This is a genomic window from Burkholderia seminalis (assembly GCF_001718535.1).
Taxonomy (GTDB): Bacteria; Pseudomonadota; Gammaproteobacteria; order Burkholderiales; family Burkholderiaceae; genus Burkholderia; species Burkholderia seminalis.
Map to the genome: position 1 here is coordinate 2,441,835 of NZ_CP013400.1, position 17,189 is coordinate 2,459,023.

A 17,189-nucleotide genomic window follows, 5' to 3' on the forward strand; every position below is an offset into this window, starting at 1 on the left:
TCCGTCGTTCGTTCATGTTCGCGAGGCGGGACGCTCAGCGCCCGACCCGCGGAAAACGCGCCATCGCCTCGAGCGTGTCGAGTTCGATGTGATTGCGCATGTAACGCTGGCTCGCGTCGGTGAACGGCTGCCAGTCCCACGCCTGGATGCGGCCCTGCGTCGTCGCCGCGTAATGGAAGCGCCGGCGCCGCTGGCTCGCGCGCACCTGCCGGTCGAGCTCGGGCAGGTTCCAGCGCCCCGCGGCTTCCGCGCGGAACGCGGCGAGCACGTCGGCGGCCTCGGGCACGCCGGCCAGGTTCGTCAGCTCGCGCGGGTCGTCCGACAGGTTGTAGAGCTGGTCGGGATCGAGCGGGCAATGCACGTACTTCCAGTCGCCGCGCCGGATCATCACGACCGGCGCGAGCGCGCCTTCCGCGAGGTATTCGCCGAGCGCGACATCGTGCGCGGGCGTGCCGTGCAGGTGCGGCACGAGGCTCGCGCCGTCGACCGGGTCGGGCCAGCCGCCGGCGGGCGCGGCGCCGGCCAGGTCGACGAGCGTCGGCAGCAGGTCGAGATGCGACACGGGCCCGCGCACGCGCGCGGCGCCGAAGCGGCCCGGCGCATGGACGATCAACGGAACGCGGCAGCCGCCCTCGAAGAACGTCATCTTGTACCAGAGCCCGCGCTCGCCGAGCATGTCGCCATGGTCGGACGTGACGATCACGATCGTGTCGTCGGCGAAACCGCACTGCTCCAGCGCGGCCAGCACGCTGCCGAACTGCGCGTCGACATAGGACGTCGCGCCGTAGTACGCATGGCGCGCGGCGCGGATCTGCGCGTCGGTGGGCGGCGTGCGATCGTTCTCGCAGACGACGCGCAGCCGCTGCGAATGCGGATCGCTTTCCGCCGCATCGAGCCGCACGGCCGGCATGTCGATCTCGTCGTCGCGGTACAGATCCCAGTATTCGCGCGTGATCGCGTACGGGTCGTGCGGATGGGTCAGCGACACGACCATGCAGAACGGCCGCGCATCGTGCCCGGCCGCGCGCTCGCGCGCGACGTCGTAGAGCTTCTGCTTCGCGGCGAACGTGACTTCGTCGTCGAAATCGAGCTGGTTCGTGCGCACGCACGGGCCCGCCTCCAGCACCGAGCTCATGTTGTGATACCAGCTCGGCCGCTCGCCCGGCTGGTCCCAGTCGGGCACCCAGCCGAAATCGGCCGGATAGATGTCGGTCGTGAGCCGTTCCTCGAAGCCGTGCAACTGGTCGGGCCCGCAGAAATGCATCTTGCCGGACAGCATCGTCCGGTAGCCGCCCGCGCGCAGGTAGTGCGCGAACGTCAGCGTTTGCGCCGGCAACTCGGCGGCGTTATCGTAGGCGCCGATCCCCGACGGCAGCTTGCCGGTCAGCAGCGAGAACCGCGACGGTGCACACAGCGGGCTCGCGCAGTAGGCGGCGTCGAACACCACGCCTTGCGCGGCGAGCCGGTCGAGCGTCGGCGTGCGTGCGACGCGGTTGCCGTAGGCCGGCAGCGCGAACGGCGTCAACTGGTCGGCCATCAGGATCAGGATGTTGGGTGTCGGGTTCGTCATGAGCGGTCGTGGGGAAAGCGGTGTTCGAACGGAGCGGCGCGCCGCTCCGGCGGCGGGACGTCCGGCATGACGGAGACAGCCCGCAGAAACCGCCGCGCACGCGGGCCGCGCTGGCTAGAATCGCGGAACGCATTGCCCGGCGGCCGCGAAGCGCGTGTGCCGCACCGTCCGATGCACTATCGCCCGCCCGAATTCGCGCGGGTAGGCGTCCGGCCCTTATGGGGCCATTAGAGAGACTTATGTCGAAACCGGAACCGTTACCGTCGATGCAGGCGCTGCGCGCGTTCGAATCGGCCGCCCGGCTCGCGAGCTTCACGGCCGCCGCGCGCGAGCTGGGCTCGACGCAGCCGGCCGTGAGCCAGCAGGTGTACCAGCTCGAAGCCGAACTGGGCGTGCCGCTGTTCGAGCGCAGCCCGCGCGGCGTCACGCTGACGGCCGACGGCCAGTGCCTGTACGAAGCGGTGCGGCTGAGCCTCGACACGCTGCGCGGCGCGACCGCCACGCTGCGCGCGCGCCGCGAGCACGGCGCGCTCACGATCGTCACCGACTTCGGCTTCGCGACCTACTGGCTGATGCCGCGGCTCGCCGGCCTGAAGCGCGTGATGCCGGACGTCGACGTGCGCGTCGTCACGTCACAGGATTACGACCCGCAGCGCGACCACGCCGACATCGCGGTCCTGTTCGGCGACGGTCACTGGCCGTCGTGCACGGCCGCACGGCTCTTTCCGGAATCGGTCACGCCCGTGTGCTCGCCCGCGTTCCGCGCCGCGCACCGCGACGTCGCGCGGGCCGACCACCTGCTCGCACTGCCGCTGCTGCACGTGCAGCCGACGCGCCCCGAGCGCTGGCTGTCGTGGTCCGGCTGGTTCGACGCGCATGGCCTCGAGCCGCCACCCGCCGCGCGCGGCGTGACCTTCAACAGCTACGCGCTCGTGATCCATGCGGCGCTGCTCGGCGAAGGCGTCGCGCTCGGCTGGTCGCCGCTCGTCGACGAGCTCGTCGCGTCCGGCCAGCTCGTGAAGCTCGTCGACGCGCCCGTCGTCACGTCGCGCGGCTACTTCCTGGTGCGCCCGCCGCAGCGGCCCGAGCCGGATGCGACCCACGTGTTCCGGCGCTGGCTGCTCGACGCCTGCGCCGGCGCCTGACGGGCCCGGCCGGCCCGCACGCACTGGCGCGCCGATACCAGCCACACGGCGCGTTGGTTCTATCCGCCCCGGAATCGTCCTGATTTACTTGAGCCTCCCGCTACCCGCGCGGTGCGGCGCCGTCGTGCGCCGCCGCACGGCCGTGCGCCCATGCCAACCGAGGAGTCTCATGACCGCCGAGCACCGCCCCGATCAATTCGTCCTGACGCTGTCGTGCCCGAGCGCGGCCGGCCAGGTCGCCGCCGTCGTCGGCTTTCTCGATCGCCATCGCTGCTACGTCGATGCGCTGAACGTGTTCGACGACGACCTCAGCAACCGCTTCTTCGTACGCTGCGTGTTTCATCCGACGGATGAAACGCTGCAGATCGACGCGCTGCGCCAGGAATTCACGCCGATCGCCGCGAGCCTCGGCGGCGCGCAGGGCGACATGCAATGGGCGATCCATGACGTGAACGCACGGCCGAAGGTGCTGATCATGGTGTCGAAGCTCGAGCACTGCCTCGCGGACCTGCTGTTCCGCTGGCGGATGGGCGAGCTGAAGATGGACATCGTCGGCATCGTGTCGAACCACCCCGATTTCGAGCCGCTCGCCGCCCAGCACGGGCTGCCGTTCCGGCACTTCCCGATCACGGCCGACACGAAGGCGCAGCAGGAAGCGCAGTGGCTCGACTTCTTCGAATCGAGCGGCGCCGAACTCGTGATCCTCGCGCGCTACATGCAGGTGCTGTCGCAGGAAACGAGCGCGAAGCTCGCGAACCGCGCGATCAACATCCATCATTCGTTCCTGCCCGGCTTCAAGGGCGCGAAGCCGTATCACCAGGCGCACACGCGCGGCGTGAAGCTGATCGGCGCGACCGCACACTTCGTCACCGACGATCTCGACGAAGGGCCGATCATCGAGCAGGTCGTCGAGCGCGTCGATCATGCGCTGCGCCCCGAGCAACTGCTCGCGGTCGGGCGCGACGTCGAAAGCCTCACGCTCGCGCGCGCGGTGAAGGCGTTCATCGAACGGCGCGTGTTCCTGAACGGCGATCGGACGGTGGTGTTTTCGTAGGCATGCGAAACGGCGGCCGGCTCGCCCCGTGCCTCACGTCGAGGCGGAAGGCACGCGCGCCGGCGCCGTGCCGATTCGCCGCGCCCGGCGCCGCAGATACAGGTTGTTGAGAATCAGTGCCGCGCCGGTCAACCCGGCGCCCGCGATTTGCGCGCGAGTGGGCACCACGCCCGTGGCGGCGGACACGATGAACGCGGTGATGGGCAGGACGTCCATGAACAGCACGCCGTTCATCGGCCCCAGGATCCGGTTGCCCGTCATCCACAGCAGGATCGCGCCGAAGCCGGCCACCGGCCCCATGTACGCGAGATGCGGCAGCACCGCGTGCACGGCGGCCCATGACGGCGCCGCGATCCGGTGCGTTGCGACCAGCATCAGATTGACCGTGACGATCGTGGTCAGTCCGAGCCACGTCGTGAAGGTCGTGTATTTCAATGCCGACCAGCCGGAGAAACGCGCCGCGCCGAACGTATAGACGACCCAGCACAACGCACCGACGACGATCAGCGCATTGGCCGCATAGTGCTGCGGTTCGTGCAGCGCGGCCACCACGTCGCCGCGCGTGACGACGAGCACCACGCCGGTGAAGGACAGCACCACGAACAGCACCGACACCGGCGCGGGCGGGACGCGCCGCACCAGCGCGTTGAGCAGCAGCCCCATCATCGGCTGGGTCGCCATCATGACCGATGCGGTCAGCGCGCCTTCGTCGCCGGCCAGCTGCTGGCCCAGGAACACGAACGACCCGAACCCGCAAAAGCCGATCGAGCCGAGCAGCCATGCAAGCGGCACCGATTCGCCGGCCGCGCGGAATGCGCCGGGTCCTTCGACGACCCGCAACAACACGAGGAATGCGCTGCCCGCGATCAGGTAGCGCAGCGACGTGAACGTGAATGGATCGATGTGTCGCAACGCGTCGGTCATCACCGGAAACATCACGCCCATCAGGATCGTCGCACCGACACATGCCGCGATCCCCTTCCCGTACGCGCCCGCGGCCGGCACTGCGTTATTTGCGCCATTCATGACCGATCATTCCCAAATTAATTGAACAATGAGGCCGGTGCGGCTGCGCGCAGCGGCGGCGTTTTTTCAGCTGCTTTTTCGAATCGGCTTGCCCGTCAAGGTTTCGACTGCCGTCCGTGGAACACGCACAATTTGAAACTGATCGTTCTCAAAATAATCAAAAAAATCAGGTCAGCGCCCGCATCGCGATTTCGACGATCGAAGCCAGTTCCGCCTCCGACGCACTCGATTTGCCCAGCACGCGCATGCCCTGGATCAGGCACAGCAGGAACCGGCCAACCTCTTCCGGATCGAGGTTCCGGTCGAAATCGCCCGATTGCTGGCCGCGTGCGACCGCAAGGCTGAGTTGCGTGCCGATGCGCAGCAGCGTCGATTCGATGTACGGTCGCAACACGTCGTCGCCGGGTAGCAACTCGACGGCCGAATTCGTGATGAGGCAGCCGCGGCGCTCCGACAGCCGCACACCGATTTCCGTGTAGTACAGCAGCGCTTCCCTGAGGGCCTGACGCGGCGGCAAGTCCGCCGCGAGACGCTCCTTGAGCCGCGCGATCGCGCCTTCCGCATAACGGTCGAACGCGGCGACCAGCAGCCCGTGCTTGTCGCCGAATGTCCGGTACAGACTGCCGCGAAACACGCCGGTCGCCTCGCACAGCGTATCGATCGACGTCGCGTGATATCCCTGCGCCCAGAACACACGCGCCGCGGCGTCGATCGCCTCGTCGGTGTCGAATTCGCGTGGGCGCCCCCTGTCACGGGAGCCGGGAGAAGTTGGACTCATGAGTCAGGATATTAGAACCGATCATTCTCAAAATCAAGCGTCGTCGCTCGCGGACGGGCGCCGTGCACGCCGGCCATGCCGCCGGCCCTGAATGACGAAAGCCCGGCCGGTTGCAGCCGGTCGGGCTTCGTTGCGGGCGGCGAGATCGCACCGCCGTATGCGGTTTCCGGGTGATGTGCGCCGTTACACGGCCTGACGCGTCACTTCACCCATGCGAGGTAATACGACAGCCAGATCGTCAGCCCCGCGCCGATCAGCGCGGCATACGGCATCAGGTTCAGCCACATCGCGCGCTTCGGCACTTCGAGCTCCATGTCGCGCTGCATCTGCTCGGGGAAGCGGCCGCGATCCTGCCAGTAGTGGCGATACAGGAAGACCGGCACGATCAGCAGCATCGCGATCAGTCCGTTGCGCAACGTGCCTTCGCCCTGCAGGTTCGCACCCGCGCCGACGTAGACGAGGTTCGCGTAGCCGCAGATCGAGCCTGCGACGAGCAGCCAGGTCGGGCAGCGGAACGGCCGATCCCAGTTGCCGCGATCCATCCGGTGGATCCAGCCCGACTGGAGATTCAGGAATACGAACAGCATGTAGCAGACGTTCGAGATCGACAGCACCGTCATGTAGTCCGACATCATCAGCAACACGAGGTTGAAGCCGAGGTCCGTCCACATCGCGCGGGTGGGCGAGCCGTGCTCGTTCACGTGCGACAGGTACTTCGGCAGCCAGCCGTCGACCGATGCCTGGTACAGCGTGCGCGACGAGCCCATCATCGACGTCATCACGATCAGCAGGATCGACAGCATCAGCATCACGACGACCGCATTCGCGACCCACGCACCGCCGCCGACGATCTTCGCCATCGCGGCCGCGACACCCGTGCCGTCGCCGATTGACGGATCGAGCATCGCCTGCGTGCCGAGCGCGCCCTGGAACGCCATCGGCACGAGCGTCATCACGACGAGGCACAGCGCGCCCGACCAGAAGATCGCCTTCGCGGTATCGCGGCGCGGATCGCGGAATTCACGCGTGTAGCAGACGGCCGTCTCGAAACCATACGACGCCCAGCCGGCCATGAACATCGCGCCGAGCGCCATCGTGACGCCCTGCCCGTTCCACGAACCGAACGTCGCGGTCGTGAGGTTGCCTTGCGCGTCGTGACCGAGCGGCAGCAGCGGAAGCAGGTTCGACATCGGCACGTCGCCGGTGACGAACGGCACGATGCCGACGATCAGCAGCGGCGTGAGCGACGCGATGCCGAGGATGCGCTGCGTGCGTGCCGCCTTCGATGCGCCGCTGTGCTGAAGCTTGAACGTGATGAGAAGCAGGATCGTCGCGATGATGAACGTCGCATTGATCCGCAGGGACAAACCCGGCTTGATGAAACCGAGATCCGCGATCTTGAGCTGCCATTGCAGCACCGCCGCGTTGGCGGGAAAGAGACTCGTGAGCGCATAGCTCGCCGCGAGGCCGCAGCCGAGCGCAAGCATCGGCGACCACGCGAGCCAGTTGCACCACACGGAAACCGGGGCAATCAGCTTGCTGTAACGGACCCATCCGATCGCGCCATATACGGACGCGCCGCCCGATTTATGAGGAAATAGCCCCGAGATTTCCGCATAAGTCGCGCTTTGAATCAGCCCCATCGTGATCGCGGCGATCCAGATCGCCCACGCGGGCTGGCCGATCGTCGCGCATACGCCGCCGATCGTGAACAGCACGCCTGCCGGCACGCCGCTCGTCACCCAAAATGCGTCTTTCCAGGTCAGGCCACGATGCAGCGTGTGGCCCGTCGAATCATGTGAGATGGTTGCCTCAACGTCACTGGTGCGATTCGCACGCAGTCCTGCCTGACTCATCCAATTCCTCCTCTCGATCGGAGTTGGCGCTTTAGCGCTTACTCTGGTTCGATGCAAGCTGTGATGATTTTGCACAAGCGCCGTAGTGTAACAATTTACGGGCTTTTTTGCAGAATCCGAAAAAGAATTCCGGGATATGGCCGCATGGCATCTCGATTATTTCGGATTCCTGCAAACCATTCCCGGCATGTTTTTATGATGATTCGTACGACGTATTGGGTGACGCTTACTGCGCGCCTTCCGTCCACGCATTCACGCGGTCCGGATGCGCGGCAATCCACGCGTCCGCGGCCGCTTCCGGCTTCGAGCCGTTCTGGATCGCCAGCATCACGCTGTCGATTTCACCCGGCTTCCACTGGAATTTCTTCAGGAACGCGACGACCGGCTTGGCCTTGGCTTCGAGCCCCGGATTCACGACGCTGTCGACGTGCTCGGCACCGCCGAACACCTTCTTCGGATCCTCGAGGAAGCGCAGCTTCCACTTCGCGAACATCCAGTGCGGCGCCCAGCCCGTCACGATGACCGGCTTGCTCGCACCGACCGAACGCGACAGCTCGGCCGTCATCGCGCTGCCCGAACTCGGCATCAGCGTGTAGTTCAGCCCGTAGCTCTTGATCGCGTCGTCGGTCTTGCGCATCACGCCGGCGCCCGCATCGATGCCGACGATCCGGCCGCCGAAGCTGGCCTTCTCCGCATTCAGGTCGTCGATGCTCTTCGCCTTCACGTACGCGGGCACGATCAGGCCGATCTTCGCATCGGGAAAATTCGCGCCGAGGTCGACGACCTTGGCCTTGTATTCATCCCAGTAGGAGCCGTGCGTGACCGGCAGCCACGCGGACAGCGTCGCATCGAGGTCGCCGCGCGCGACACCCTGCCACATGATCCCGGCCGCGACCGGCACGAGCTTCACCTCATAGCCGAGCTTCTTCTCGATGACGCGAGCCGCGACGTTGGACGTCGCGACGCTGTCGTCCCAGCCTTCGACGTAGCCGATCTTCAGCGTCGGCTTCGTATCGGCGAGTGCCGACGTGCTCAGCGCCACCATCGCCGACAGTGCGCCGGTCCACAACAGTTTTCCGAACAGTTTCATGGTCGATCTCCTTGATAAGCGCACCGTGCGCGTTGTCTCTCTAGGTTCTTCAACCACAAATCCGCGGTATCGTTGTTTTCCGACGGATGCTTGTCCGGACGCGACGTGTCCGGACAAGCGCCGACACATCGCGACTACTTGTCGATCACGAGATCCGACAGCGGCTTGCTGCAGCACAGCAGCACCATCCCCTGGTCGATCTCGCGCTGGCGGATGCCGCCGTTGTGCTTCATTTCGACTTGCCCCGACACGAGCTTCACCTTGCAGGTGCCGCACATGCCCTGCGTGCACGAGGCCGGCAGCCGCACGCCCGACTGGCGCGCCGCGTCGAGCACGTGCTGCTCCGAGCCGCACGAAATCTCGCGGTTGCTCTTCGCGAAGCTGACGGTGTACTGCTTCGTGTCGGTGTCGCCGCCTTCGGCCGGCGGTACGAGATCGGCGAGCAACTCGTCGCTCGCGGTCTGCGCGAGCGTCTCGAACGAGAAGCTTTCCTCGTGATACTGCTTGCGATCGAAACCGGCTTCGTCGAGCAGGTCGCGCACGGCCTTCATGTACGGCGCGGGACCGCACGTGAAGATCTCGCGCTCCATGAAGTCCGGTGCGATCAGCTTCAGCAGCGGCAGCGTCAGGAAGCCCGTGACACCCGGCCAGTTCGTGCGCGCGCCCACGCGCTCGACGACGAACGACGTGCGGAAGTTCGCATGGTTCGACGCGATCAGGTCCAGCTCGCGCGCGAAGATGATGTCGTCCGGCGTGCGCGCACTGTGCACGAACAGGATGTCGCGATCTTCCGCGAGATCGTGGTGCGCGCGGCTCATCGACATCAGCGGCGTGACGCCCGAGCCGGCCGACAGGAACAGGTACTTGCGCGCCGGATGCCGGGCGCACGTGAACTCGCCGGCCGGGCCGAGCACGCGCACCGAGGCGCCGGGCTGCAGGTTGTCGTGCAGCCAGTTCGACACCTTGCCGCCCGGCACGCGCTTCACCGTGATCGACACCGTGTGCGGTCGCGCCGGCGACGACGAGATCGTGTAGCAGCGGTTGATCGTTTCGCCGTCGATGTCGAGCTCGAGCGTGAGGAACTGCCCGGGCTCGAACGAGAACGTGCGGCCCTGCGGCGAACGGAAGAAGAAGCTCTTCACGTCGTGCGTTTCCTGCCGCACGTGGCAGCACACCAGCGTTTCCTCGACGTCGCTCGTCCAGCGCTCGGGCAGGCCGTTCCAGAACGCCGGGCGCGCGACCCGGCTGTCCGTCGGCTCGAAATTGGCCGCGTCTCGCATCATGTCAGCCTCCGCAGGGCCGCCCCAAGGAGGCTGACCGCCCCCGTGGGGGGCAGGGAACGCAGTGAGCGTGGGGATCGTTTCATCAGTTGCTCCGCTTGTCCGCTGCTATGACCTATTCGCCGGTTTTTTCGGCGAGCCGGCCGATGTACCATGCCGAGAATTTTTCGACGAGACCTTCCGTGTACGGCGAATACGGGCCCGGCTCGTACGCGCTGCTGTTCGCGCCGCGCTGCGAGAACTCGACGAGCGCGCGATCCTGGTCGTTGGTCGCGTTCCACACGGCCGTCAGGTTCTTCACGTCGTAGTCGATGCCTTCCTTCGCGTCCTTGTGCACGAGCCACTTCGTGCGCACGAGCGTCTTGCCGGCCGACAGCGGGATCACCGAGAACGTCACGATGTGATCGCTCATGAAGTGGTGCCACGAGTTCGGCTGCGTCCAGAACGACAGGCCGCCGAGGTCGGGCTTGTCGAAGCCGCCGAGCAGCTTCTTCGACGCGACCTTCGCGTCGAGCGTCTGCGATTCGCCACTGCGGTCGAGCGGCAGGCGCTGCGTGCGGAAACCCGTCACGTCGAGCAGCTTCTCGATTTCGGCGGACGGCAGGCCCATCTCGGCCCACTCCTTGCCGCGCCGCACGCACGTTTCGGCGAATGCGTCCATGCCTTCCGCGTTCGCGTCGGAACGCTGGTAGCCGAAGCCGTATTCGTACAGCGAGATCGTCAGCTCCGGATGGTTCGCGACGCAGTGATAGCACTCGCGGTTGTTCTCCATCGTGAGCTTCCAGTTGCCTTCCTCGATGATGTCGATCTGCGCGGCGATCTTCGTGCTCGGCAGATCGTGCGGCAGCAGGTACGGCTCCATCTCGGCGCGCATCTGCGCGAAGTCGACCGGCGGCTCGTCGGCGAGGCAGATGAAGATCAGGCCCGCGAGGTTCTCGACGTGCACCGACTTCAGGCTGTGCTTGCAGCGGTCGAACTTCTCGCCCATGTGCTCGGCGAACATCAGCTGGCCCGTCAGGTTGTAGGTCCAGCTGTGGTACGGGCACACGATGTTGCCGACCGAACCCTTGTCCTCGTTGCACAGGCGCGCGCCGCGGTGACGGCACACGTTGTGGAACGCGCGGATCGCCATGTCGTCGTCGCGCACGATCAGGATCGAATCGCTCCCCAATTGGACCGTCACGTAGTCGCCCGGCTCGGGAATGTCCGGTTCGACCGCCACCTGGATCCAGTGCTGGCGGAAAATCGCCTCCATGTCGAGCGCGAAGATGTCCTCGCTCGTGTAGAACGGCGCCTCGAGGCTGTGCCCTTCCTTGCGCCGCTCGATCAGTGCACGAATGTCTGCCGATACTTTCATCGTTTGCTCCGGATTCCTTGCATCCCTGGGTTCTTGCCGACAGGCATCAAAATCAGTAGTCGATGAGCTGATGCTCGCGCAAATACGCGAGGATCACTTGTGCTTTTTCGACCGAACTCCCTTCATTTACGACGTTGCCGCCCCGGCTTTCGGTCGTCGTCGCGGACAGCATCCGGGCATGCCCGGAACGCTTCTCGGCGGCGACCAGCTTGACGGGCTTACGCTCGACCGGGCCGACCGTCCACGCGGCCGCGTCGGCGTCCGCGCCGGGCGCCGCGAGCGCCGGCCGGATCGCGCCGGCGCGCAGCCGCGCATACGCGTAGCGCGGCTCGGCATTGGCGAGCGGATGGACGGCAATCACGGCCGGCAGCGCGGCATCGACGCGCCGCCGCAACCCTTTCGGCAAAAATTGCCGGACAGCCGCGCGGCCGCCTTCGACCGTCACGTCGACGGCCGAGCCGACCAGCGGATAACCGAGCGCCGCGGCGATGCGGTACGGCAGCATCCCGGTGTCGTACGCGCCCTCGGCGCGCGTGCCGGTCAGCACGAGGTCGTAGCCTTCGATACGCGCGGCGAGCGCGTGGACGGCATCGTCGCCGTCGCGGCAGGCCAGCACTTCGACCTCCCGCGCGCCGAGCGCGAGATATTCGGCCAGCGCCGCATTCGCGGGATCGCCGGCATGGATCACGTCGAGCGTCGCGCGATGCTGCTCGGCGAGCTGGCGACCGGTTTCGAGCGCGGCCGCGTCGTTACGGCTGTAGCGCGCGACGCCGCTGACCGGATGCCGGCCGACGGACACGAGCACCGCGATGCGTTGCAAGAGGCGGGGGGCGTTCATGCGGCCACTCCTTCCGGTTCACGGGCGCCGACCGCGGCCGGCGATTCGCCGCGCGCGGCACGCGCGGCCTGTACCTGCTCGATCAGCGCGGCGATCGTCGCCTGCGCGTCGCCGACCACCGTCAGGTTCGCGCGCTTCGCGATCGGCGCACTGCCGTCGAGGTTCACCGCGATCACGTGGCGGCAGTCCTTGATCCCCTGCAAGTGCTGTACCGCACCGGAGATGCCGAACGCGATGTACACGCTTGCCTCGACCGTCTTGCCGGTCGCGCCGACCTGCTTGTCGCGCGTGAAGTGGCCGTTGTCGACCGCGACACGGCTCGCGCCGATCGCCGCGCCGAACGCACCGGCCAGCTGCTCGAACGCGCCGATGTCCGACACGCCGTTGCCGGCCGACACGATGAAGTCGGCTTCCTCGAGCGCGACCTGGGCCGCGTCGATTTCTTCCAGGCCGAGATCGCGGTACGGCTGCGCGGCGTCATGCGCCGGGCGGATGAAATCGGCGGCCAGCCGTTCGCCCGCGCCGACGAACGGCAGCTTCGCGTCGGCCGCGTTCGGCGCAAGCAGGATCACGTCGGGCAGCGCACGCGTGGCAAACGCCCGCCCGGCCTGCGCATATGCGCCGACATGCTTCGCGTCGATCTCGACGACGTGGGTCGCGACGCTCGCGCCGGCGGCCGCCGCGTAACGCCGGCCAAGATCGCCGTCGCCCGTCGCGTTGTCGGGCACGAACACGTGTTTCGGTGCGAGCGCGGCCACACAGGCCTGCAACGCTTGCAATTCGCTTTCGGGATCGAACGCGCGGCGATCGAAGCCGGTCAGCTCGAGCAGCTTGTCGACGCCGAGTTCGGCCGCATCGTCCTTCAATTCGCCGAACGCGAGCAGCGCGACTTCGGTTTGCGCATCGGCGAGCACGGCGGCGGCGGCGATCGCCTGCCGCGCATGGTCGTCGAGTGCGCCGCGCTCACTGTGCGCGACCACCAGCATCACGTGTTTCGGATCCTGCAGCGCGCGGCGCGGCTTCGCGGCCACCGCGCCATGGCCGTGCACGGACCCGTGCGCGGCGTTCGCATCGGCGCTGCCTTCCTCGCCGAGCGTGATGCGCTTCAGGCCGGCGGCCGTGATGATGAACGGCCGGCGCGGATCGATTCGTTTGATCGTATTCATCGATTCACTCCAGCGAGGCGGCGACGAGTTCGGCGACGTCGAGCACGTCGGGGCGCGGGCCCACGACGCCTTCGAGCATGGCCGTGCAGTTCGGGCATGCAACCGCGACCACGTCCGCGCCGATCATGCGTGCGTCGGCGATGCGGATGTCGGGAATGCGCTGCTTGCCGGGGATGTCGGTCAGCGGCGCGCCGCCGCCACCGCCGCAGCAGCGCCCGCGCATGCCGTTGCGCTCCATCTCGACGACCTGGATGCCGATCGTCTTCAACAGCTTGCGCGGCGCTTCCGTCTCGCCGTTGTAGCGGCCGAGGTAGCACGGGTCGTGATACGTCGTGCGCTTTTCCTGCAGCGACTCGACGGCCTTCGGCGCGATCTTGCCGCTGTCGGCGAGTTCGGCGAGATAGGTCGTGTGATGCTTGACCGTCACGCGCAGCCCGAGCGCACGGTATTCGTTGCGCAGGCTGTGCATCACGTGCGGGTCGGCCGTCACGATCTGCTTGTACGACAGCGTGCCGAGCGTGCCGATCAGGCGCTTCGCCATCTGCTGGAAGGTCGCTTCATCGCCGAGCCGGCGTGCGACGTCGCCCGTGTCGGTCTCGGTCGAGCCGAGCACCGCGTAGTCGACGCCCGCCTTGTTCAGCACCTTGACGAACGCGCGCAGCGTGCGCTGGTAGCGCATGTCGAATGCGCCTTCGCCCGCGACGAACAGCACGTCGACCGGCTTGCCCGGCTGCGCGACGGGCGCGCTCAGGTCGACCGACCAGTCGTAGCGCGCGGCCGTGTCGTAGCCGCCCATCGTGCCCGTTTCACGCAGGTTCGCGAGCACTTCCTGGCCCTTGCCGGGCACCGTGCCGTGCACGAGCGTGCGATTGCGGCGCATGTCGACGATCGCGTCGACGTGTTCGATCAGCATCGGGCACTCCTGCACGCACGCGCGGCAGGTCGTGCACGACCACAGCGTCTGCTCCTCGATCAGCCCCGACACGATCGGGCCGTTCGGCTCGCCGCGATGCTGGCCGACCGCGAGGCCCGGCGACGGGCTGCCCGCGTATGCCGCATCGGTACCGCCGGCCATCCCGACGACGAGATCCTGGATCAGCTTCTTCGGGTTCAGCGGCTGGCCCGACGCGAACGCGGGGCACGCGGCCTCGCACTTGCCGCACTGCACGCAGGCGTCGAAACTCAGCAGCTGGTTCCAGCGGAATTCGACCGGCTTCGCGACACCGTATTCCTGATGCTCGATGTCCGGCAGCTTCAGCGCGGTCGGCGGCGTGGCCGTGCCGTTGCCGGTGAACGATTCGCGCGTGGCGGCGAAACGCTCCTGGCGCGGGTGGAACGCGAGGTGCAGCAGGCCGGCGATCGCATGCTTCATCGGGCCGCCCTTCGCGGCGCCGATCGTCATCGTGAACGCGCCGACGCCGATCAGCAGCGCGCAGAGCACCGCGAACGCACCCGACATCGCGCCGGTCGGCACCAGCATGAACAGCACGAGGCCGAGCGCGAACGAGCCGAGCAGCCAGGGCAGCGTGTTCCACGGGCCTTTCGACAGTCGCGCGGGCACGTCCCGGGCCGCGCGGCGGCGCCACACGAACACCGCGCCGACCAGCATCGCGAGCGCCGCGAGGAAAATCAGCTTGTCGAGCCAGGGCGAATAGATCGCGAGGCCGTAGTTGACGAACACCAGCGCCAGCGCGCCGATCGCGCCGCCGGCCGTCGCGACGTGCGTCTTCGCGATGTACGGATCGCGGGCGACCACGTGGTGCAGGTCGACGAAATAGCGCTTCGGAATCGCGAACAGGTTCGCGACGCCGAACGAGCCGGGCGCCGTGGCGCGGCCCAGGCGCCAGTAGGACGAGCGCTTCGCGACCGCGAACGCGAGCCCCGCCACCGACAGCCACAACAGGGCGGTAATGAGGAAGGACGGGTTCATCGTTCAGAAATCCTTCACGAGACGCAGTGAGTCGTAGATTGCCCCGTGGACGTTGTGCATCGAGATGCAGTCGCCGACACGGAACAGCAGGAAACGGCCGTTGCCGAGTTCTTCCGACAGGCACGGCTGCGGCTCGGCTGCGAACAGCGTGTGCGGATCGATCTGGCCGCGGTTCACCGATTCCGGCTTGAGCTTCCAGTACAGCTCGTCGTTCGGCGACGAACCGTTCTCGATCACCACCTGGTCGACGGCGCGCTCTTCCAGTTCTTCCGTGTACTCGTTGCGCAGCACGGCGATCATCTTGCCGTTCTCTTCATAGACGCGGTCGAGCATCGTGTTCGGCGTCGGGATCACGCCGAACGCGTACAGGCGTCGGTAGAAGATCGGGAACGTCGTGCCGCCGCAATCGTCGGCGACCTTCACGTCCGGCGTGACGACCTCGACCTTCGAGCCGCGGCTCGCCATGAAGTCGGCCACGCCCGCACCCGCATGCGTGCTCACGCCGTCGAACAGCAGCACGTTCTGCTTCGGCTCGACCTTGCCGGTCAGGATGTCCCACGAGCTGACGGCGAGCCCCTCGGCCACGCCCCAGCCCGGCACCTGCCATGTGAAGCTCGACCCGCCCGTCGCGAGCACGACGATGTCCGGCTTCTCGGCCATGATCATCTTCTCGTCGGCGGCCACGCCGAGACGGCGGTCGACGCCTAGGCGCTTCGTCTCCATGTCGAACCAGCGGATGATCCCCGACATCTGCTCGCGCTGCGGCGCCTTCGCGGCGATCATCACCTGGCCGCCCACTTCCGCGTTCTTCTCGAACAGCACGACATCATGGCCGCGCAGCTTCGCGACGCGCGCCGCCTCGAGGCCCGCCGGGCCCGCGCCGACCACCACGACCTTGCGCTTCGGGCCGCGCGACTTCTCGATGATGTGCGGCATCGTCGCTTCGCGCGACGTCGCCGCGTTCTGGATGCACAGCACGTCGAGGCCGTTGTACTGGCGGTCGATGCAGTAGTTCGCGCCGACGCACTGCTTGATTTCGTCTTCGCGGCCGTCGCGGATCTTGATCACCATGTGCGGATCGGCGATCTGCGCGCGCGTCATGCCGACCAGGTCGATCATGCCGGTCGCGAGCAGGCGCTCGGCCTGGCCCGCGTCGCGGATGCTCTGCGCGTGCATCACCGGAATCTTCACGACCGACTTGATGCCGGCCGCGAGGTGCACGAACGGCTCCGGCGGCAATGCCATCGGCGGCATGCAGTTCGCGATCGTGTTGTGCGTGTCGCCGCCCGAGCCGACCACGCTCAGGTAGTCGATCAGGCCCGTCTCCGACATCGCCTGCGCGATTTCCTTCAGCGCTTCGTGATCGAGGCCGTCCTCGTGGAATTCGTCGCCGCACATGCGCAGGCCGACGCAGAAATCCTTGCCGACCGCCTCGCGCACGGCCGTCAGCACTTCGATGCCGAAGCGCAGGCGGTTTTCGAGGCTGCCGCCCCATTCGTCGGTGCGATGGTTCGAACGCTTGCTCCAGAACTGGTCGATCAGGTGCTGGTGAGCGGCCGAGATCTCGATGCCGTCCATGCCGGCCGCCTTCACGCGCTTCGCGGCCGCCGCGAAATCGCCGATGATGCGGCGGATTTCCTCGATCTCGATGATCTTCGCGTTGCCGCGGTGCACGGGTTCGCGCACGCCCGACGGCGACATCAGGTGCGGCCAGTGCTCGCCGTGGAACGACGAGCGGCGGCCCATGTGCGTCGCCTGGATCATGATCTTCGCGCCGTGCTTGTGCATCGTGTCGGCCAGGCGCGTGAGCGGATCGATGATCTTGTCGGTCGACAGGTTCACCGATTTCCACCAGCCTTGCGGGCTGTCGATCGACACCGGGCTCGACCCGCCGCAGATGGCCAGGCCGACGCCGCCCTTGGCCTTTTCCTCGTAGTAGCGGATATAGCGGTCGCCCGGCAGGCCGCCCGGCTCCGCATACACCTCCGCGTGCGCGGTGCTGACGATCCGGTTGCGCAGCGTCAGCTGGTTCAGCTGCATGGGTTTGAACAGGTGGGGATAACGCATCGCTGGCGACCTCTGGCGTTCGAATGTCTCGT

At 67.0% G+C, this 17,189-nt stretch carries 13 protein-coding genes; 2 read left to right on the plus strand and 11 right to left on the minus strand.

Features of this window, described 5'->3' with window-relative positions:
* Positions 1–34 precede the first annotated feature (34 nt).
* A complete protein-coding gene (betC, locus tag WJ12_RS31475; RefSeq protein ID WP_059556900.1) occupies positions 35–1,570 on the minus strand; it encodes a choline-sulfatase in 1,536 nt (511 codons plus the stop codon).
* A 239-nt stretch (positions 1,571–1,809) separates the two neighbouring features.
* Here betC and WJ12_RS31480 point away from each other — a divergent pair, with 239 nt between their 5' ends.
* Together WJ12_RS31480 and purU are read left to right on the plus strand one after the other, a co-directional pair.
* Positions 1,810–2,715: a choline sulfate utilization transcriptional regulator gene (locus WJ12_RS31480; protein WP_034186101.1), complete on the plus strand. Its 906-nt coding sequence runs from the start codon at positions 1,810–1,812 to the stop codon at positions 2,713–2,715.
* A gap of 169 nt (positions 2,716–2,884) precedes the next feature.
* Positions 2,885–3,769: a formyltetrahydrofolate deformylase gene (gene purU, locus WJ12_RS31485; RefSeq protein WP_034186100.1), complete on the plus strand. Its 885-nt coding sequence runs from the start codon at positions 2,885–2,887 to the stop codon at positions 3,767–3,769.
* Positions 3,770–3,802: 33 nt separating this feature from the next.
* On the opposite strand, the gene WJ12_RS31490 is transcribed toward purU, so the two are convergent.
* The 10 genes from WJ12_RS31490 to WJ12_RS31535 all read right to left on the minus strand — a co-directional run bounded on the left by WJ12_RS31490 (position 3,803) and on the right by WJ12_RS31535 (position 17,157).
* Positions 3,803–4,795, minus strand: a complete 993-nt coding sequence (locus WJ12_RS31490) for a DMT family transporter (RefSeq protein WP_059556901.1) — start codon at positions 4,793–4,795, stop codon at positions 3,803–3,805.
* Positions 4,796–4,961: 166 nt separating this feature from the next.
* Complete coding sequence (locus WJ12_RS31495; protein WP_059556902.1) at positions 4,962–5,573, minus strand: TetR/AcrR family transcriptional regulator; 612 nt, start codon at positions 5,571–5,573, stop codon at positions 4,962–4,964.
* Between the two features lie 200 nt (positions 5,574–5,773).
* A complete protein-coding gene (locus tag WJ12_RS31500; protein ID WP_034186097.1) occupies positions 5,774–7,429 on the minus strand; it encodes an APC family permease in 1,656 nt (551 codons plus the stop codon).
* Positions 7,430–7,655: 226 nt separating this feature from the next.
* Complete coding sequence (locus WJ12_RS31505) at positions 7,656–8,519, minus strand: glycine betaine ABC transporter substrate-binding protein (protein ID WP_034186096.1); 864 nt, start codon at positions 8,517–8,519, stop codon at positions 7,656–7,658.
* Between the two features lie 134 nt (positions 8,520–8,653).
* A complete protein-coding gene (locus WJ12_RS31510) occupies positions 8,654–9,802 on the minus strand; it encodes an FAD-binding oxidoreductase (protein ID WP_034186095.1) in 1,149 nt (382 codons plus the stop codon).
* Positions 9,803–9,914: 112 nt separating this feature from the next.
* Positions 9,915–11,156 (minus strand): aromatic ring-hydroxylating oxygenase subunit alpha, encoded by a 1,242-nt coding sequence (locus tag WJ12_RS31515; protein ID WP_059556903.1) that lies wholly within the window; start codon positions 11,154–11,156, stop codon positions 9,915–9,917.
* Positions 11,157–11,208: 52 nt separating this feature from the next.
* Positions 11,209–11,994: an electron transfer flavoprotein subunit beta/FixA family protein gene (locus tag WJ12_RS31520; RefSeq protein ID WP_034186093.1), complete on the minus strand. Its 786-nt coding sequence runs from the start codon at positions 11,992–11,994 to the stop codon at positions 11,209–11,211.
* Positions 11,991–13,160 carry an electron transfer flavoprotein subunit alpha/FixB family protein gene (locus WJ12_RS31525; RefSeq protein ID WP_034186092.1) on the minus strand — a complete coding sequence of 390 codons (1,170 nt, stop codon included), beginning with the start codon at positions 13,158–13,160 and terminating at the stop codon, positions 11,991–11,993. The genes WJ12_RS31520 and WJ12_RS31525 overlap by 4 nt, the downstream gene beginning before the upstream one ends.
* Before the next feature lie 4 nt (positions 13,161–13,164).
* Positions 13,165–15,090: a (Fe-S)-binding protein gene (locus tag WJ12_RS31530; RefSeq protein ID WP_034186091.1), complete on the minus strand. Its 1,926-nt coding sequence runs from the start codon at positions 15,088–15,090 to the stop codon at positions 13,165–13,167.
* A 3-nt stretch (positions 15,091–15,093) separates the two neighbouring features.
* The gene (locus WJ12_RS31535) at positions 15,094–17,157 is read right to left on the minus strand and encodes an NADH:flavin oxidoreductase (protein WP_034186090.1); all 2,064 of its coding nucleotides are present in this window, start codon (positions 17,155–17,157) and stop codon (positions 15,094–15,096) included.
* Positions 17,158–17,189: the final 32 nt, after the last annotated feature.